Here is an 18,672-nt window from a genome sequence, read left to right on the forward strand (position 1 = left end):
GGGCCGCTTTGATGTCGCTGAGCATCTTGCTGGAACTCGAAGGCCACAACGTGACCGCCGCCAGCAGTGGACACGAAGCCTGTTGATTTGCACGGAATCCTGACCCCCTTGCAATCGCACTCAGGCGGTCAACTCGGCGGCAGCCTGCCTTGGGGCGGCCGGAGCGGCCACGCCCGCGCTCTTGGCGGGCGCTTGTTTCGCCGGCGCCTTGTTAGCCGACGACTTCCGACTCGCGGCATTCTTGGCGACAGTCTTTTTCGCCGTCGGGGCCTTCTTCTCGACTACCGATTTCTTGTCGGCCGCGGTAACGCCGTCAATTAGAAACATACTGCGGTCCTTCGCGTTAGCAATCCACGCCGGAGCACGACCACGCCCAGTCCATGTCGCGCCACCTTCGGGGTCTCGGTAAAGCACCGGCTGCGGTCCGCGCAGATAGTTGCCAACTGCTTTGGTCGCACTTGCCGCCTTGGGGGCTCTGTTGGCCGTGGTTTTTGCCTTGCCCGCAGTCCCCTTCGTCGCCGCTGCAATCACCTCATTTCCATCTGCAATGAGGAATTTGCTGCGGTCTTTGACGTTAGCAATCCAGGCAGGCGGACGAGCATGGCCGCTCCACGTTTCGCCGGTTTTCGGATTGATGTACTTCGAGGGTAGCTTGCCCTTTGCCTCGACTGCGGACCTCGCCTTTGCATTTGAAGTCATGGCACGCGGCTTCGGTCCGCTCTTTTTGCCGCCACCGTGCGCATCGACGTCAGCAGTAGTCAATCCGTGTTCTGCCATCAAACCGCGAATCTTTTCGATAACAGCACTCGACTTCTTGGCAACGAGCGCCTCGGCTTGCGCCTGCAGCTTCTGGATTTTTGCTTGCAAGGATTCCAAAGTTGGCATTCCCACCTCCTCAGTTGAGATGCCGCACTATGCCATGCGCAGGACGCAGTGCGCTACTTTTGGCTGCGAGGCACGACAGACGCGTTTTGCGCGCTCCGAGACAGAGCCGCGGATCTCTAGAGCTTCAAAGTCTAGTTTTCCGTAGAGATCGGCGGGAGACTGATGCGAGAACGTTCGACGGTTTGGCGCGGTCATAGAGTCTCCTATCGTTAATGGCGATGACATAGCTGTTGCAATCTGCGAATTTCGCACCTGCAAAAACTCCGGCGGACTGCATCCTCGGTACGGTTGCTGTTACCTCGCCGTCAGGCGATGATGTTGTGATCGTTCCAATTGACGTGGTCGGAGTTGCGCCATGAGCCATCCATAAAGGCTGACTCGTCCTGAGGAACTCGCCGTGCCCGGCGATATGGAGCTTGCTGTTGTTTTGCGGGTATCGTTGAATGCGATTGCGAACGTCGTCGCAGAGAAGTTAGGAGAGAAGGGGGCCAGCCTTATTTTCCACGCCCGGGATAGCGATGCGATGTATCTTCGGGTAGACGATGTGCCGCTTGTCTTCGTCTCATTCAACGAGCAGCCGTGTGAGGTGCATGTCTACGTGGCAGATCGGAATGTGCAAGGAGAGCGCGGGTTGTTAGAACTGCTAGGTCGGCTACCGTTGTCTGGCATAGAAGGAGATTGGTGGACGCGCGAAGATCAGCCCCGTTGGCCCGGAAATAGAGCCGGGACCTTTGTCATTCGCCACCGCGGCCGCGGTCGCCGGCGATGGATCTGAGAATCAGCGCCGAGCGTGCCGGGAAGATCTTACGTGGGCTATGCGTTGCGCAAGTTGTGTGAGCGAAATTCGCAGCTTTTAGGGCGGGGTCTGAAGTCGCCGCCTGCTCTGATAACTTCTATATTAATTAGATTGGTGTTTGACGGGTGAAACTTGGGGGTAACGCCGTTTCAGGGGCTTCTGACTTGGCGAGAGCAGGGGGGTACTCTTGGCTTGGCCGAATGGCAAAATTCCACGCGGTTAGGTTCTATATTCTGGACAGACGCGTCGCGGCACCTGACCCGGGTCGGTGCCGACACCGGCGGGCACCGCCGAACGAGAGAGGTGCCCGAACGACCTGCGTATCTGACTCGTGGCGCCGCTCGCGCTGTGGCCGCTTGAGAGCTACCACTAAGTGGGCGGTATGAACTGGCCCCCGCCGGCCGGTGCGGCCGGCAGGATTTCGATCTTGCGTATGTCTGGGATTCTGCGGACTGCGTCCGCGGCATACCGAAGTGGCAATGAACAGCAGACGGCCCGCTGGCCGGCACACTAGTAGCATTTTCCCGGGCGCGAACCATGGCCGAGTATGGCATCGAAAACGACGAGGAGTATCGCCAGGCGCTCAGAACCGTCTCGATGCTGGTTGACCTCGACTCGGTGTCCGGTTCGCCGGATGGGCGACCGGCTGATGGCGCTCGTGTGGCTGATCGAGCGGTACGAGGCGATGTTCATGCAGGACCTTGCCCCCGCGAAAAGGCTAGTTGAACCCGGGCAACGAAATCGAGAAGGCTTGAATGAGCACACTTCAGCTAGGGAAGTCCGTTTCGACGACTTCACCATGTAGGTTGAACTGGTCGATGGTCGCACACACCCGGCGTGCCGCTGGCCTGGTTCCCTCGTTTGTTGCACGCCACACCAGAGCAGCGAGCCGCGTGCGCTATTTGCCGCTATGGCCGGCACGGGGAAGCCATCGTCGAGGACATTTCCATTGAAGGGCTGTTGGCCGGTAGCAGCGACATGACTCATCGGTCGCACCTCTCGGCGTAATGCATTAACACCTTCTCGATGCAGCGAGGCTCAGCGCAGTTGCACGATGTGCCAGCTAGGCGTTTCTAGGTGTTCAAGCCGGATTTCCACATTTTTTCGCGTGATTGCTCGGGTGCGATTGTTCACAGGGTTGCGCCTTGCGCTCTTGCCTCATATAGACATTAGTGCTGGACTGCCGGAGCTGAAAAGTTGTTATGGTGTGAACTCAGCCGGGGGGTGATCCAACGAAGAATGCATTCCGTCGTGGGTTGTTGCGCAGTGCGTTTCGCGGGCAAGCTCATTCTTTAAGCCGACCAGGATTTCATTCTGTATCTGCGGAGGTTTCCTGGCAAGGGACGGCAGCTCGACCCTGCGAAATCTCTTTGAAACAGCCATCACGCTTACTCCAAAAGCTTTCGCTATTTCAGAATAAACGCCTCGGTGCTCAAGGTACGGCGCTAAAAGAGCGTGCCTGTCGGCGGCGATGCGCGCACGTTTTCGATTCTCGTTATGTGCGCGTTTCTTTCGCTGTTGTGAACTTCGATTTTCGCGTTGGACATGTCGTAGAGACTCGAGGAAGTTTTGACTTATCGGCGAAAAAAACTCGTCCAGCGTAGTGGTCGAACAATCCGAGGTGGCTGCAAGTATCATCGCGTGCACCATACCGGCGGTGTGCTGAGCCGATCGGCAAGCAGCATCGATTGCCGCGCACGATTTATCATTTCCCATGTTTAGTAGCGAAGGGAAGTGCTCTTCGAGCCACAAGTTCGGAAAATTCCGTGCCACAAATGAGGAAAGATTTGGCCGGTTGCCTCTTAGCCCCACCCTAAGGTCGTGGCGAGCCGCATGCATTCGGTGATGAACGGCGGCGGAGTGGAGCCACACCCGCTGTCCCCCCGTGAGGAACCTCTTTGCGACTGAACAATAGCGGCCGATAATGGGCAGAGAGTGGAGGCTGGCGAGGTCGGGTGAGACTGGCTGGGCCGAGAATTGCCAGGCTTCGGGAGGACATTCAAATGCTCGTGCATCGCCGATCCACATAAGGGGCTGGCGGTGCTCTTGGCACACATCAACCCCTGGCAATTGATGCTCTCGCCGCCAGTAAGAGAAGTGTTGCGTTTCACGGTCAAATTGTATGCAATCGATGCAGAAATAGGCATTCGGTCTCGCTAGACAGGTGGCTATTCCTTTCTTTGCTCCAGGCGTCTCAAAATCAGTGGTTGACGATTCATCTGGTGCGGCAAGGTATAGAAACGGGACGAGTGAATGACGCATCAAATATGTCGAAGTATCCATCCCAATTGCGGAAGCAACCAATTGATGCGGCAGCTGTTGATTTTCGCCTTTCAAATCGCTGCTGCTAAGGAAGCGAAGTGACTTGCATCGTTGTGTGATTCTAAATTTATGCAATTGCCGGAGCCGACCGTAGTGTCCGCGGATGAATTCGTCGGGAAGAGGGAGTGCAATAGCCATATCAGATCCTCTTGATTCATAAAGGCAAGGTTGAATTTAGTGCCCAAGATAAGGCTTCCATGATGCAAAACCACCTGGTGATGAAGATCCTGTTCAACATCTCTATAGCGAATCAAAACCACCGTCTTGTGAGCGGTTTCCGATTGCGCTAAGGGCGTCAGCTTGACGCCGACATCTACAGAAACCCAGCCGAGATGCCTGTCATGCATTCTTGAGTCGGACAAAGTGAATGTAGTTTTGTAATATCGGAAGATCCAATTTATCACCTCATTTTTTTTAACCTTGAGCTTGGTTAATTTCTTTCGAGGTTAGGTCGTATTCTTCGCGATAAGCATTCCTTATGTTTTGAAGTTGCTTGTCTATGGATACGCTAGACGACTCTAGATCCGATTGATTGAATTTGGAAGTTTCAAGCCTGTATGCAGCAAAAAACTTCTGCCACGTGTCGAACAGCCAGACGATTGCAAACAGATGCAGGATCGGATGCAAGTTGCCGGCGGGCAACCAGCAAAGCCGGGAAACGTATGCGCGTGCCGTATCCGCTGAAGAAGGGAGAGGAAGCAGTTCGTATATTTCTCGAAGCGGAACTGCCATATCAAGGATTGAGGCGGCGCATCTTCCTACATCAAGTTTGCCGAATGAATCTTTCAGCCCAAGATCAGAGAGTCTTTGCCTATAAATCTGGGTCATTCGTTGCCGGTCAAGGCATACAGTCGTTGCGAGCTCTGCCAGTCCGATAGCGGCGAAAGTGAGTCGTGCAAGTAAGCCACGATCACTCGTCATCAGAGCGGACGAGGAGGTGACCGGAGGTTTAAGAAAACTTCTTTGCGGGAGATGCCAGTCATAGTGGTGAGGTCCTGGTTGTCTGGCAGTTGATTCAAGGAGAACGGTTCCGTGTCGCGGACAGACCCAGACTAGGGGGTATTGATGTGTGCGATGCCAGTAGGCCACATGAAAGCCGTTGACGTCTTCGTCCATACATGTCGTGCATGCCCTTAGTGGATGATGTGCTTCGAAATGATTTGCCAACATTCCCAACTGGTACTTCAATGCTCCGACTCGATTTCCGCGCATAGCGCTTAGCGCCGCGTCCAGGTGTTCCGGCGACTTCAAAGGTAGATAGAAAGGAAGTAGCGTATGCCCAAGAATAACCTGTCGCGCGTTGCCAAATACACCTCGAGTATTTTCAACGAATACATCAATGCGAGACGGGAGATCGTGGTGGGATCTGAATCTTGGATGTCCGAACAACTGGAGAAACGTTTGTGACGCATGGCAATTCCCGGACAGAATGTGATGTCGACCTGCAACACTGAAGAGCGTTTCATCTGGTAGCCACGAGGTAATGGGTAAGTCCGATTCAAAATTAAACGAACCCTGACGCGGCGAGATATCGTGCATTGAGGTGGCTTGAGGGTGGTTTGGCGGAGAACTCCCGATACTGCTTCATGAATTCCTGACTGCTCCTCCTCCAACATAGTACATCGCTGCATGAATATCCAGAAAGTCGCGTGATATTCATTCTGGTCGTAGAGCAATGGAAAAATCTCAAAAATTCATCAGGAGATATTCGTACGTGTGATGTTCTATTTTCAATACTCGCGATGTATGCGTTAATGTTAAGGACTGGAAAACTTTATATTAAAGGGAAACTGTGCTAGCCTGAATTCGATCGAATCCACAGCGTTCCGATGGAATCTGAACGAATGCGCTCCAAGACTTTACGATGCGACCGAAAATGACCAAACATACCCGGACAAGAGAGGAGGTCCTGGCTGCCTTCGAGGCGCAGGGGCTATCAGTGACCGAATGGGCGGCAGCTCATGGATTTCGGCGCGAAGACGTCTATGCGGTGCTTGGGGGGCGAACGCGTGGTCGAAGGGGCGAGGCACATCGTATCTCCGTGGCCCTTGGTATCAAACTGTCCGTCGAATGCTCGCTTATGGATAGCTAGGCGGCTCCTGAAAATACGAGACTAAGCGGAGAGCGCTAACGTGAAGGCGCTTATGGAAAAGTGTCCGGATGAAAGGAGGATGTCTATGCCGTAGATCGGCACGTGGGAAAGTGGGGTGCGAAAAGCACAAGGCCAGCTATCTCGTGGAAAAGATAGCTGGCCTTTTGAGGTGTGCCTGTCGGTTTGCTGCCTGACGAGCCCATCTTGCAACGGTATGGCAGTGCTGTCAAGCACTTCCAACGGCGCACTATTCCGTATCGTTGGCGTGAATTCCCCCCAATTCGCTGTTTAGGCCTCGAGCGAACGCTTTAGGAGCGCGGCGCTTGGGTCTGGATAACTAACTGATGGTTATCTTGGGAGAATTCGATGTCGAGCATGTCGGAATTGGCGTCGCAACAGGCCCGCACGTCATGTGACCGAAGCGAGCGACTCTTCTATCGCCTGCTATCGCGCCAACCTCGGGGCTGGACTACGGAATACGAACCGGGAATTCGTGCAAATCCAAAAGAGGCGCCTCGAAGGTCGCGACCGTCGCTTGTGTATGCTGCCTTCCTTGGACGCGATATTCATCTTCTTTCCGTGCCGGAACGAAAGGCTGCGCTGCTGGCTTTGTACAACCCCTGGCTATTCTCGATCCAGGAGCAACTGGTCCTCTCAACCGACCCTTGGCCGCATCCGCTTTATGGCTACCCTGGAGTGAGCGGGCTGCCCTGGTTCCGAGGCACCGTTGATGTCGCAGTTCGGCTGGGGTGCTTTTCCTCGCATCCGAGGGTAACGATCCGGGACCCGAGCGGTGGATCAGAGATGCGACGGGCGCCGATGCCTTATGTGGGCGATCTCCTTCTGTTTTTAAAGGGGTCAGATAATTCTCCTTACTGCGTGAATTGGACCGTGAAAAAGGATGCGAACGGATTCCGGCGAGGACTGGGGTTGAAGCAAACGCTTGCCGGACAGGCACGTGAAGAGGCGAGATCTCAGCGCCGCCATGAAATAGAGAATGTCTACTATCAGGATGTCGGAATTCCCACCATTCGCGTGACAGAGGCGGATATTGACACGGACGTCGCGGCGAATTTGCAGGTGTCGTACACATACCTCAACAGGACAACGAAACTGGACGCCGGATCGCAGGAAATTCTGATTCAAAGGTACGGCGAGATTATCGGTTCGAAGATATCGGTTCTGGAGTGCGCGAGATCACTGTGTACCGTGCTTGACTGCACGCTTGAGGATTGCAAGGTCGTGCTTCACCAGGCGATCTGGAAACGCAAGCTCCGTGTTGATCTTTTCCGGCCAGTTCTGTTTGACCGACCTCTGAAAATTGAAACGTGCGACGTTCTTGGGCGATACGCCCACTGGTTTGCGAGGTGGGCATCATCATGATGATCGGAACTCAAATTGCCGCAGCTAACGGATTCGGGGGACTCGATAAAGATGCTACCTACTATTTTCTCAAAAGTGACGCTGCTCACTCGAAGGTATGGCTCGTTCGTTTCATACTAAAACCAAGGGCTCGTCCAAATAGCATTCTGATAGGAATGCAAAGGTCCGAATTCGAGAGTGGCCTTGATGCTAACGAATTGACTGTTATAGAGGAGCAGCAAACCCTCCCTCCCTGGCTAAGCAACATGAGCGAGGAGAAGATCTGGAAAGCTGATCTGGTTCGCCTCGGCAGGGAACTGACGTTACAGGGGCGAGCTGAGAAACGGCTCGAGCACATTGAACCTCTGCTTGCGCGGGAAGTGGAAATCCTGTCGGCTGAGAATCCGACACTTGAGATCAACCGGTGTGCAAGAGCATTCGGGAAGAACGAGACGCGGCTGAGAACGTGGTTTTTCAGTTACCTGCTTTTCGGACGGAATGTCTTTGCTTTGTGCCCCGATTACTTTGAAAAAATCGGCCACTGGGATCGGGCCAGCCCCGAGCGTGCCTACGGCCCGAAATATGGCCGTCGTTCTATAAAGCGCGGTGCCGCAGGCGGCTACCGGGTTGACAAGAAGATGAAGGAAAACATCGTTAACTCTTACGTTCGACATCGTGGTCTCGGCAAGCCGCTTCTGAGAATTTATAGCAAGGCTATGGTTGCAGATTTTGGCTGCAAGGTGCTGACCGATGAGAAGGGCCGAAAACGCTTCTATCATCCAGATTCCAGACCGTTTCCCACGTATGGGCAATATCGTTATCACGTACTGGATTATTTCACCCCAGAGGAGGTCCGACGTGCGTTGTATGGGGACGATCGCGTTCGTAATCGCTCGTCCGCATCGGCAGGAAGATTCTCATCAGCTGTGGCCAATCTGATGGAACGGGTTGAGAGCGATGGCTATTATACCAGCGACTATCCGAGTAGCCCGGTCGGTGGGGAGATACTCCCACCACTTTGTGTAGTACGGACTATTGACGTTGGTTCGTCGTACTCAGTTGGGATCGGCTTTTCACTCACAAAGGAGCGTAGCGACGCATATCGGATGGCGCAATTTTGTGCCGCAATTCCCAAAGTGGAATTCGCCAGACTATTTGGCATTCACCTGAACGCCGGCGAGTGGGAGAGCGTCGGTCTTTCACCGTTCTGGGTCGCAGACCGAGGGCCTGGATCAAAGGCTGACCTACGCGAGCAATGCGGAGATCTGATTCCGTTTCGCGAGTTACCCCCGTCCCATTCGGGACGATCAAAGGCCACTGTCGAAACTGCGAACCCAAGGTCTGTGACGATTGAAGGGCAGCCAACCTATGTTAAAAGTGATCTCAATCCGGTGCAGATGGCGGTTCGGGAGATTTATCGCCTTATCGAGAGAAACCACTCCAGCGACGTTTCACATAAGCTAACACCGGAGATGATTGATGCGGAAACCATGCCCACCCCCGCGGGAATATGGGCTTATCTTGACAGGAAAGGGAGAACCGATGCGTTAGCGATCTCGTTCCAGGATGCTGTCAGGAGATTTCTCACTAAGGTGCCCTTCACGGTGGAGAGTGATGGTGTCTATCTTCATGGGCAGAGGTTTGACTCTTCAGAATTGCGTGCCACAGGTGTTATAGATCGGGTGGCGAGAGGACAACGTCTGGAATGGACGGGTTATGTACTTGACCTGTGCGTGCGGTATGCATGGATTGAAATTGATGGTCGAATCATTGAGATTGCTGCTGTGCTGCCGATTCGCGACGACGAAAGCCAGCTCTCCGTGACAATCTATGAGCTGGAGCAGCGAGCGGCGCAGAAGTCAATCCTGAAAGCCGAGCTTCGGGAGCATCAACAGGCGGTTAAGTCTGAGATAGAAACCAGATTTGAAGAGTCGACCGGCATGGCATGGGATGCCGGCAGTAGGAAGACAGGAAGGCCGAAAACCGGTTGTCGAAAGTCAAAGGCGGCTCAAGCTGCCTTTGTGAAAGTGGCGTCGCCAGCAAACGCAAAATGAGAGTCACTCAAAACCCGTGGGTCAATAGATTTGTTCAATTGCTGGATGAGGAGGTGATCAAGAACAAGGTGCGATGTAAGCCGCCAGCACTACACAATCTGGACAGTCTGGCGCCGCTCGCAGCTGAGGATCGTATTCGCACGGCACTGAAGAAGATATATGAGCCGACCCAACAGGATTACATCATCCTTCGCGGACTCCTTGAGCGAGCAATCGGTTTTTGCATTGATCGGTACCAGGATGACAGATCATTCACCGAGGCGATGTACGACAAGACGAAAATCCCCAGACGACTGGATGCCCGGGCCATCTGTCTGACGGGGCTTGGCGGCATTGGCAAGTCTGAATTGATTGAGGCGTTGGGACGGTTGCTGGCTAGCGAGACTTATGTCGATATCGGTAGTGGGCATAAACCGATCCTCCTTGACCCGTACTGGACCCACAATTTCCGACGACAACCGAGTCTTCCCAAGACGCTTCGTGAACTTGCATACGGGACTGACTTGCCGCGTGGGCGGATAGATGCTTCGGATCTCAAAGATCAGGCAAGGTGGCGTGCCTTCAGAGACGGTACGGCACTGATGGCTGCTGATGAATGCCAGTTCATCAGCTTTGGGGCGAGTGCGAACACCAAGGTAACAAATACACTTATTTCATTGCTGTATTTGGACGTTCCATTTGTGTATGCCAGCAATTACAACCTCATCCATCTGCTGAAGAAGCGCTGGCAACACGAACGGGATCGCTTGTTATGCGATCCGATCGTGATGCTTCCCGAATCGGCCGACACCGATGACTGGCGTAACTTCATTGACGAGTGTAAACGCGTCGCAGGAAGTTGGCTGAAGATTGACGCCGTGAAGGATGCGGGGCAACTTCACAGCTATACCTTCGGAGTCAGGCGCATGCTGGTGGACCTGATCTGTGTCGGCTATCGCTTGATGCGACAGCGCAAGCTGAAAGCAGTAGATATATCTTTGATCAAAGACGCCTATGGCTCGGCTATGTACAGTGAACATCGTCGAGACGTAGAACAACTCCTAAGTCATCCTCCTGCGAGCGACTCACTTCCTGACGATCTTCGATGCCCATTTGACTTGCAATTGGATCATGTGAAGAAGGATCAAGGTGGGATCAGACGACAGGAGGAGGGCAATTCCCGTGGGATACTGGAAGCGGCGTTGACTACATCGGAAAAAGAAGAGCTCGATGAGATGCGTGCCAGCAGCGGCGCTACAATGTCTGAAGAACGACTGGAAAAGCGTCCACGACGAGAGCGGGCGAACGCGGGGGAATTTATGGAGTCTATGGGCCATGCGAGGAGCGCTCTGAACCGAAAAACGATTCGCAGCTAGATCGATAAGCCGGATCGGGTGTAACGCGCGATGGAAGTTGAGGCCCGTTTGGGATCTGTTGTGTTTCGTCGAGCAGAATTTTGGAGAGCGTTTGGAGTCTACCGCATCGGACAACGCCAACGTGGCTCCCCGAGACGTCATGTTTGATACGGTTCCGACGGTAGTGCTGTAGTTGTACAGAGTCTGCGAGTGCCCACGGTAACGCGATTATCAAGGAGTCTCATTCGCTCTATAGCTTCCGGATGCCATCACTCGTCAACACCTGCATGGTGAGACAGATCTTGTGGCTCAGATTTGAGCCGGAGTGAATCGACTTCAATGCTTACCAACTGATCATGTACGAAATCCCTATTCTTCGAGGCGGCGCTGGTCACGCACAGACTCAATCGCGTCTTCCGCGATTGCGCTGAAATGTTGGTCCAGTTGGTCGCGCGAACCGAGGATCTCTATTCTTCCTGCCTTCACATCCGAGATGCCAATGTGCGCGGCATCTCGGAGAGTTGCAATCCACACACGATCCTTACGTTCGGTCATTCGGAAGCCTTCGTGTTGCATCTCGATTCCGCTCCTGTAGCAGTCTATTCAAAATTGGCAGATAGTGCCATTGTAGGGCGCATATCCCGAAACACAAATGATCGCGAGCGGCGTGTTTTAAATGTGACCCACGTACCTTCGATAGCACCGAATACGACTGGCGATTACTCTGGCGACAAGGTGTGCTGAGTACCTGCGACTTTGAGATCTGCGTAAAAGTATTTGTTCACTGCGCTAGCGCAGTGAAAGCGTGTACTTTGTGGGGAAATCCGTCGAGCATACATACATTGTCTCCGCCGCATCGAATCGTCGCACATATATGGATTTGCAGCGAGATGCGGGTGCGTCTGAACTGGCAACTTCGCAGCCCACCGCTATGTTATTCGTACAATTAGTATTACGCGCGACTGTTATAGGGTTAAAGGCGAACGCTATACATCAAGGTTTAGAATGAGTTTTGTTGAAAGACTCTTGAATTCTAAGGCACAGTGACCTCGTGATTTTGCTGTTCGCATCACTTGGGTTCCGTTGTGAACAGCAAAATTGGTGACGAGCGTGAAGTTCATCGATGAACCCATTTAGCGAGTCGTTCCAGACGTCGATCAATTTTCGCGATGAGCTTCTGGAAAAGCGTTGGCCGGACGACGATCGCGTCGCGAAAGTTATCGGGGTGCCGCGAGACGCGGACCCGAGAGAACATATGACGCGTGCGCGCGTTGAGGGACGGCTGCTAGGTGTCTGGTCCAAGCGAGACCGCAGGTTCGTTTATCCGGCGTTCCAGTTTGATCAGCAGGGCAAGCTCCGTCCGGAAGTCGCCGAACTGCTTTCAATCCTGCCCGACGATGATGATCGCGGAGGATGGAGGCGAGCATTCTGGTTGTATTCTCCGCACGCGTTTCTAGACGGTCTGTCGCCGGCAGAGTCTTTCACAAGCGAACCGGCACGTGTGCTCGAAGCGGCGCGACAAGAATTCTCGGGTGATCGCGACGCTTGGTGGTGAGCACGGAGTTGTAGTTCGGCTAACCGTAGTGCTGGATTCATACGGAACGCAGTGGCGGCGTCCGCGGCGATATCTACAGGATGCCATTGCTGCTGGGAACGCTCTCGCGAATTGCTTGGCGTTCAAGGCGCACTTCATCGCTTCGTTATGGCGAATTTTTACGCTCGTGCGTGTTGAATGGAGGCGATGAGGTGGCGTTTCGTCAGTGTGACCTTACTCCGCACCTCTTGTCTTTGTGATCTACTCAGGTCGCACGAAGTGAAATTCTCAGCGGATTAGTTCATCCGAGCGGGTTCTCGACGTACTGCCTTCAGGACACAAACGATAGGTGCGAAAAAGAGTCGGGGGCTTCGTTGGGCAGCGATCACGAACTCTCGTATAAACGCATGCATTTACAGACCTCCGGCGATTGGACGAGTTAAATCAAGAATAGTACGGCTTAAGATGCAGCCAAAGAGCTTAAGATAGCGCTATCGGGTAGCCTCACAACGAGATGCCGATGCCAACTGCTTCCATTTTTGAGAGCACGTCTGACACTCAGCAAGGCCGTCTTGCCAGGATGGTCATGGCGCCGTTTGGCCGAGGCCGTGTGGAAACTCCATTTTCGCGGCTGCGGGCGAGGTTGCTGATCGAGTCGATCAGGTCAGATACATCGAGCTTGCGCTGATCTGATCGAACAGCGCGAGCGCAAGAAGCCCTCCCGGGCCTCAGCTCTCAGCCATCCTGATTGCTTTCATTGTCGTCGCAACCCCGAGTATATTCGTGACTCGCTTGAGGTTGTAGGCCAGTACATGAAGGCTCATTTCGGTGCTCACCCGCCCGCGCGTCCGGGTCAGGAAGTGTGTGGCACCCATCCAATGCTTCAGCGTGCCGAAGACGTGTTCAACAGTGCTTCTTCGGACGGTCATCGCATCAGGCTTGCGGTCGAGTCGACGCTGCACCGCTTCCAGTACATGTTCGTGCTCCCATCGTCGGATACGACGATATTCGCTGGGTGAACATCGCTCCTTGAGATGGCAACGCGGACATGCGCTGGGCCAGTACACGTTCAGATTCATGCCATTCTCGACGGTCTTGAATCGAAGAATTGCGCGCTCGCCAGCGGGGCATCGATACTCGTCGTTCCTGGCAACGTAGATGAAGTCGCGTTTGGTAAAAAGCCCCTTTTTCCTTGATGCCGAGGTAAGTGGTTTCGGGACGTACGTTTTGATCCCGGCCAATTCGCATGCGCGGATATCCGGGCCACTGACCTCGGCGTGAATCGTCCGAATCAACGTGAGCAACTGCGCATCGGTCAGCCGCTGACGCTCGGGCGTGCCGCCGCGCTTCCACGCACGATAGCCGTTGACGCTCACGCAAAGGACCTCGCACAGCGCCGCAAGCGGGTATTGCCGGCACTGTGTGTCAATCCAGGCGAACTTCACAGGAGGTCCTTCGCGAAGAACGCCGCAGCTTTTTTTGCGATTTCCAGCTCCATCTGCAAGCGCTTGTTCTCCGCTCGCAGTCGCGACAGATCCATCTGCTCCGCCGTGACGGCCTTCGCCTCGGGACCATTCAGCGTACCGGCCTCGAACGCTTTCAGCCAGTTGCGCAGCGTCTGCGTCGACATGCCCAATTCGCGGGCCACGGCGCCCACGCCTTGTCCGTCCTTGATTCGTTGCACGGCGGCTTCCTTGAACTCTGCCGTGTACACCTGATGCGGTACCTTGAACATCTCTGTTTCCTTTCTTTGGGTCGAGTTTATACGCGACCTGCTGGAAGGCGAAATTTCAGGGGAAGCTCATGAGAGGTATCCACTGATTCGAAAACAGTGGACATAGCCTGCACGCTCAGATCAAACAGTTCCAGACGTCCATTTCTGCGCGCTTACCGACTATTTCTCCGCTAAACAGGTCTTTGAGACCAGCCAGATACAGCCATCCCTCATCAGTCGCGACATAGGTAATGTCACCGCACCATGCTTGACCCGGAGCGCCTACATCGAAGTCCTAGTCCAGTATATTCGGTGCGAATGGTAAGTCGTGCGTCGGATGGGTCGTCGCCTTGAACTTGCGCTTTTGCTTGCATCGCAGGCCGAGCTTGCCCGCAAACGCTTGATGCGGTGAATAGCAATCTGGACGCCGTGATTCGCCAGATCCTTCTGCAGCCGTTCCGGGCTAAAGGTTTGCCGGGCATGCTCGTGAGCTGCACGCATCTGTGCTTCGAATTGGAGCTCTTGCTGAGCACACAATGACGACGGCCGTTTTCACCAGGCATAGTAGCCACTGATGGACACGCCCAGGAACCGACACATCGGCGCCATGGGGTACCGCTGTCGCATCTGTTCAATTACGTCGTACTTTACCGCGACTCCTTCGCGAAGTACATCGCAAATCTTTGAATAGATCACGCTCCATTTTTGCCTCGGCCAATACTCGCTTGACCCTATCCAGCTCGGCCTCCGTCTGATGTCTTTGATGCTGTCCAACAGCATCCAACTTGTCGTCCTTTGCAGCAAGAACCCGGTTCGCCAACGTCTTCATCGAGATCGACAATCGACGCGCCGCTTCGGACACGCTGACGCCACCAATCATTGCCAGCTTTACTGCTTCTTCACGATTCTTCACGAAATTCTTTCGTGTGTGCGGCCTTGCGGACTCGGTTCATCAGTGCCTCTATTCCTCAATTCCACGGAATATTGGCATCCAATTTTTTAGCTAACCTTAGCGTTGACTGTGTCTTCGATCGGCTGCTATTCCTGTCGAAGGCTACATCTCGGCTTCCATTCGAGCTCGCCTGCTTTTTCAACAGACCGTCCGGTCGGTTGATGAAGAGGATTATTTCATTCGCCTCGATTTGACAGAAAAAACTCGATCTCCTCGAAATAGAAAAGCCCCAAAGTGAGACTTGGTGGTCCTTGAACAGAGAAGCTGCTTCCGGTGTAATGCCGTCGAGCAGGTGGGGGCGTTCGCGAACGAGGCGTTTCACTCCAAGTTTTCCATCCGACGAACTCGGCCTTCTCAGTCGTTGAAAGACGCTTCTATATGCAATTGGACGGTGACAAACCCGGAATACGATTCGATTCGCATCACCGCATGGTAAAAGTAGCTAAATGCCTTATCCGCATTATCCAGCGGTGCACGCCGTAGCGATGCAAACTTAGAATCGATGTTGTATGCCAAATTGTATCCCCCGCGCATCTGCGCCCGCATACGCCACTGGAATGCCAACTGTAGTCGCTCCGTTCATAGTATAGGTCGCCTTGTGCATGTTTTTCAGGAACGCCGCTGAAAAGTAAAGCGTGTCACGCTTCGACAGAAAATACCAATACATCATGCCGATCTGATTGCCATCATTGTCTGCTGACGTACGATCGGACGCATGGCCGATGCCAAACGACAACTGGCTCGCCGGGTTAATCGTCCATGCCAGTGACGTTGTGTACGCGTTCTTGTTTAACGAGCCATCGCTCTGCCGCGCGTTATTCAACCCGACATACAGGCGCACCGGGCCGAACGCATAGGATGCGCCGACCGTGAAGACCTCGAGAACCGAGGAGTTCGTCGCATTCTGCAGCCGTTGAAAGCCCGTCGCCGCGCTAACTGGACCGCGGTCGTATTCAATCCCTATGTGATAGCTCGCTGCTCCGCTCATTGGCTTCGTCGTCTGGTCGCGCAAGCCGATCATGAACTGAGCCACCAACCCGGCAATCCTGGGCGTCTGATAAAAAATCGCGTTATTGCTTCGGGGAATGAGAGTCTGGAAGCTCGCTTGTGCCGAACCAATCGTAGCTACCGTGAACGCGTCGAGATACCCGTTGACGTAGATGTAGACCGGAGAATTCTGCAAACCTACCCGAAATTCGCCCCACGTTCCCGCCATTCCGACCCATGCCTGGCGGCTGAAAGCAAGGGTGGGATTTGCCGCCGTGCCATCGTTGCTGCCAATCCCTTGCTCCAGCATGAAGTTCACCGTGTTTCCACCACCAATGTCCTCGGTGCCCTTAAGGCCGAATCGCGAACCGAGCTGGCCGCCCGAGTCCATCCGCGCAACCGTTCCGTTACCGACATTCGAGACTTCGATACTGGTATCGATAATACCGAAAAGCGTTACGTTTCCACTTGCATAGGACAGTGCCGGCATTGCCGTTACAAGACATATTGCTGCCCGGGTAATTTTCTTCATGGGGTGTCTCCTCTGATCGTTTATATGGACTTCTTCTGGCTTAGTCTCGCTTTAAAATTATTAGATGTCGTTGTGTTCACCTGGTCTCAAAGGTCCAGCACCAGACGATCTCCAATGCAGCCAGAACAACAGATCATCATGGTCTTGCCAGCCTTTCTTTCGCGTTCGCTAAGAATTCCATCCCGATGATCAGGCCGGCCTTCAAGGACCTTGGTCTCGCAAGCACCGCAGCTGCCCTGTTCGCAACTGAAGCTCACCGGAATGCCCTGCTTGCGCAGGCTTTCGAGTATCGTGCTGCCCGGTGGCACGCTCACCACCTTCCTTGACCTCGCCAGTTCGACAACAAAACCTTCTGTGTGATCGCGCGACTGCGCGGTTACGAATGACTCGAGATGGACGCGCGACAAAGGAAGCGCAGATGTTGCCTTGCGGAACGCTTCTATCATCGGCGAAGGCCCGCAGCAATAGAAGTGAGTAGTGTCAGGACTGCTATCAACGACGCTCTGGATATCGTAAATCCCACCTGCCACGTCGTCGAAATGAAGATGCACGTGGTTGCCATATGCCGCAAGCCTGTCGAGGTAGGCCGCGCTGGCTTTAGAGCGTGCGCAGTAAACAAGCGTCCAGCGTGCGCCACTACGACAAAGCCGATCAGCCATTGACAGCATCGGCGTAATCCCAATCCCGCCACAGAAAAGCACTGTGTTATCCGATTCCCGTGCCAGCTCGAACGAATTTATGGGTTCGTCCACAGCAAGCAGATCGTTGATCGCGAGGTGATCATGTATGTATTTCGATCCCCCTGTACTGTCCGATTGGCAGGCAACGCCAATCTCGTAGACATGTCGATCCTCCTCGGAGTTCAGCAATGAGTAGCTTCTGGACAGGTCATCGGTGAGATGCAAAACAATATGGCTACCCGCGCTAAAGGCGGGCAGTGGTCTCTTATCCGGTTCAACCAGCCGAAAGGTCTTGATTGACGGCGTTTCCTGCACGATTGAGCTGACTCGTAAGCGAAGCATACTGTTTCCACCTCTAATACCTGTGTAAATTGCAGACTTTGATTCTTGACATTGCACAGACCAGCACCCGAAGTTACGTGACTGTCTATACAGTCTATTAGTAATACTTATTATAAAAATTATCGAAGCGTCCTTTCTCGTGTCACCTTCCCTAATTCATACTCACGCTAGATAGACTGCGTGTTTAATACAAAGGTCCGCTCGCACACCCCCTTTACACCCACATAGGCCGCGATGAGTCGTCCCGCCATTGGTTGCTGCGCAAGTTCAACGTCGCCCATACGCGTCGAGCTAGTGATATAGAGCGTGTCGAGTTTCTGGCCGCCGAAGCAGCAACTCGTTGGCAGTCGTACCGGCAGGCCAACGATGCGATCCACCCGCCCCCTTGGATCGTAACGCGTGATGCACCAACCTCCGCAACTGGCGCTCCAGAGATAGCCGTCCCCGTCAACGGTCGCACCGTCGCCAACGCCGCGCCCGTCAGGCAGTTCGGCGAACAAGCGGCGGTTATACGCAACGCCGTCACAGACGTCATAATCGAACACATCGATTCTCTGGGTGGACGAATCGGTGAAATACATGCGTTGTCCATCGGGGCTCCAGCACAGGCCATTGGGGCAGGTCAGGCCGTCGAGCATCGCGCTGCCACATGCGTCCGCTTCGATTCGCCACAGCCGCCCGCGCGGCGCGAGTGAATCGGTCTGGAGAGAGCCGATCCAATAGCGGCCAGTCGGATCCACCGCACCATCGTTAAAACGATTCAAGGGCCGATCGCTTTCCGGCTTCGCCAGCGGCGTGCGCATTCCTGTTTCCGTATCGACGCGATAAATGCCCGAACGCATCCCCGCGACCAGCCCACCGGCCTCGCACAATGCGATGCTGCCTACCTCCTCGTCATACGACCATGTATGACGGTTTCCCGTGTTCATATCCCGCCACAGAATCGCGGGGCGAGCGACGTCGACCCAATAGAGGCGGTTCGCACGATAGTCCCAAAGGGGGCTTTCGGCGACGAAACGCCTTTCCTCGTCGACGATGTCGAGATCTGTGTACGAACGGCTAACTAGAGTCGTGACCATTACCGGA

At 54.2% G+C, this 18,672-nt stretch carries 14 protein-coding genes and 3 pseudogenes; 6 read left to right on the top strand and 11 right to left on the bottom strand.

Going from position 1 to position 18,672, the window contains the following annotated elements; translation table 11 throughout:
* Nucleotides 1-120: 120 nt before the first annotated feature.
* Nucleotides 121-885 carry an H-NS family nucleoid-associated regulatory protein gene (locus BLV45_RS19180; RefSeq protein ID WP_090535546.1) on the bottom strand — a complete coding sequence of 255 codons (765 nt, stop codon included), beginning with the start codon at nucleotides 883-885 and terminating at the stop codon, nucleotides 121-123.
* Nucleotides 886-2,518: 1,633 nt separating this feature from the next.
* On the opposite strand from BLV45_RS19180, the gene BLV45_RS19190 reads away from it, so the two are divergent.
* A complete protein-coding gene (locus tag BLV45_RS19190; RefSeq protein ID WP_245753386.1) occupies nucleotides 2,519-2,689 on the top strand; it encodes a DUF2442 domain-containing protein in 171 nt (56 codons plus the stop codon).
* A 192-nt stretch (nucleotides 2,690-2,881) separates the two neighbouring features.
* On the opposite strand, the gene BLV45_RS19195 is transcribed toward BLV45_RS19190, so the two are convergent.
* From BLV45_RS19195 to BLV45_RS28265, 3 genes and pseudogenes are all read right to left on the bottom strand, one after another.
* On the bottom strand, nucleotides 2,882-4,141 hold the full coding sequence (locus BLV45_RS19195; protein ID WP_090535548.1) for a TniQ family protein: 1,260 nt from the start codon (nucleotides 4,139-4,141) through the stop codon (nucleotides 2,882-2,884).
* A gap of 276 nt (nucleotides 4,142-4,417) precedes the next feature.
* Nucleotides 4,418-4,831 (bottom strand): TnsD family Tn7-like transposition protein, encoded by a 414-nt coding sequence (locus tag BLV45_RS27955; RefSeq protein ID WP_245753387.1) that lies wholly within the window; start codon nucleotides 4,829-4,831, stop codon nucleotides 4,418-4,420.
* 204 nt (nucleotides 4,832-5,035) lie between these two features.
* Nucleotides 5,036-5,542, bottom strand: a pseudogene (locus BLV45_RS28265) (TniQ family protein); the annotation flags it as partial.
* A gap of 337 nt (nucleotides 5,543-5,879) precedes the next feature.
* On the opposite strand from BLV45_RS28265, the gene BLV45_RS28270 reads away from it, so the two are divergent.
* From BLV45_RS28270 to BLV45_RS19225, 4 genes are all read left to right on the top strand, one after another.
* A complete protein-coding gene (locus BLV45_RS28270) occupies nucleotides 5,880-6,095 on the top strand; it encodes a helix-turn-helix domain-containing protein (protein ID WP_090535550.1) in 216 nt (71 codons plus the stop codon).
* Nucleotides 6,096-6,461: 366 nt separating this feature from the next.
* Complete coding sequence (locus BLV45_RS27200; RefSeq protein ID WP_143130450.1) at nucleotides 6,462-7,478, top strand: PDDEXK family nuclease; 1,017 nt, start codon at nucleotides 6,462-6,464, stop codon at nucleotides 7,476-7,478.
* On the top strand, nucleotides 7,475-9,511 hold the full coding sequence (locus BLV45_RS27205) for a transposase (RefSeq protein ID WP_143130451.1): 2,037 nt from the start codon (nucleotides 7,475-7,477) through the stop codon (nucleotides 9,509-9,511). Before BLV45_RS27200 ends, BLV45_RS27205 begins: the two co-directional genes overlap by 4 nt.
* Nucleotides 9,508-10,866 (top strand): hypothetical protein, encoded by a 1,359-nt coding sequence (locus BLV45_RS19225; protein ID WP_090535554.1) that lies wholly within the window; start codon nucleotides 9,508-9,510, stop codon nucleotides 10,864-10,866. Before BLV45_RS27205 ends, BLV45_RS19225 begins: the two co-directional genes overlap by 4 nt.
* Before the next feature lie 348 nt (nucleotides 10,867-11,214).
* Here BLV45_RS19225 and BLV45_RS19230 read toward each other — a convergent pair whose 3' ends face one another.
* On the bottom strand, nucleotides 11,215-11,421 hold the full coding sequence (locus tag BLV45_RS19230; protein WP_090535555.1) for a hypothetical protein: 207 nt from the start codon (nucleotides 11,419-11,421) through the stop codon (nucleotides 11,215-11,217).
* Nucleotides 11,422-11,968: 547 nt separating this feature from the next.
* Here BLV45_RS19230 and BLV45_RS19235 point away from each other — a divergent pair.
* The gene (locus BLV45_RS19235; protein WP_090535556.1) at nucleotides 11,969-12,400 is read left to right on the top strand and encodes a hypothetical protein; all 432 of its coding nucleotides are present in this window, start codon (nucleotides 11,969-11,971) and stop codon (nucleotides 12,398-12,400) included.
* Between the two features lie 707 nt (nucleotides 12,401-13,107).
* On the opposite strand, the pseudogene BLV45_RS28275 reads toward BLV45_RS19235, so the two are convergent.
* The 6 genes and pseudogenes from BLV45_RS28275 to BLV45_RS19265 all read right to left on the bottom strand — a co-directional run bounded on the left by BLV45_RS28275 (nucleotide 13,108) and on the right by BLV45_RS19265 (nucleotide 18,665).
* A pseudogene (locus tag BLV45_RS28275) lies at nucleotides 13,108-14,114 on the bottom strand (transposase).
* A gap of 154 nt (nucleotides 14,115-14,268) precedes the next feature.
* Nucleotides 14,269-15,046 (bottom strand): annotated as a pseudogene (locus BLV45_RS27960) (IS3 family transposase); the annotation flags it as partial.
* A 15-nt stretch (nucleotides 15,047-15,061) separates the two neighbouring features.
* Nucleotides 15,062-15,367 carry a hypothetical protein gene (locus BLV45_RS27215; RefSeq protein ID WP_143130453.1) on the bottom strand — a complete coding sequence of 102 codons (306 nt, stop codon included), beginning with the start codon at nucleotides 15,365-15,367 and terminating at the stop codon, nucleotides 15,062-15,064.
* Nucleotides 15,368-15,538: 171 nt separating this feature from the next.
* Complete coding sequence (locus tag BLV45_RS19255) at nucleotides 15,539-16,564, bottom strand: porin (protein ID WP_090535558.1); 1,026 nt, start codon at nucleotides 16,562-16,564, stop codon at nucleotides 15,539-15,541.
* 86 nt (nucleotides 16,565-16,650) lie between these two features.
* Nucleotides 16,651-17,586 (bottom strand): PDR/VanB family oxidoreductase, encoded by a 936-nt coding sequence (locus BLV45_RS19260; protein ID WP_090535559.1) that lies wholly within the window; start codon nucleotides 17,584-17,586, stop codon nucleotides 16,651-16,653.
* Nucleotides 17,587-17,753: 167 nt separating this feature from the next.
* A complete protein-coding gene (locus tag BLV45_RS19265) occupies nucleotides 17,754-18,665 on the bottom strand; it encodes an SMP-30/gluconolactonase/LRE family protein (protein ID WP_090535560.1) in 912 nt (303 codons plus the stop codon).
* Between the last annotated feature and the right edge of the window lie 7 nt (nucleotides 18,666-18,672).

The organism is Paraburkholderia sartisoli, from assembly GCF_900107685.1.
In the GTDB taxonomy this organism is placed as follows: domain Bacteria; phylum Pseudomonadota; class Gammaproteobacteria; order Burkholderiales; family Burkholderiaceae; genus Paraburkholderia; species Paraburkholderia sartisoli.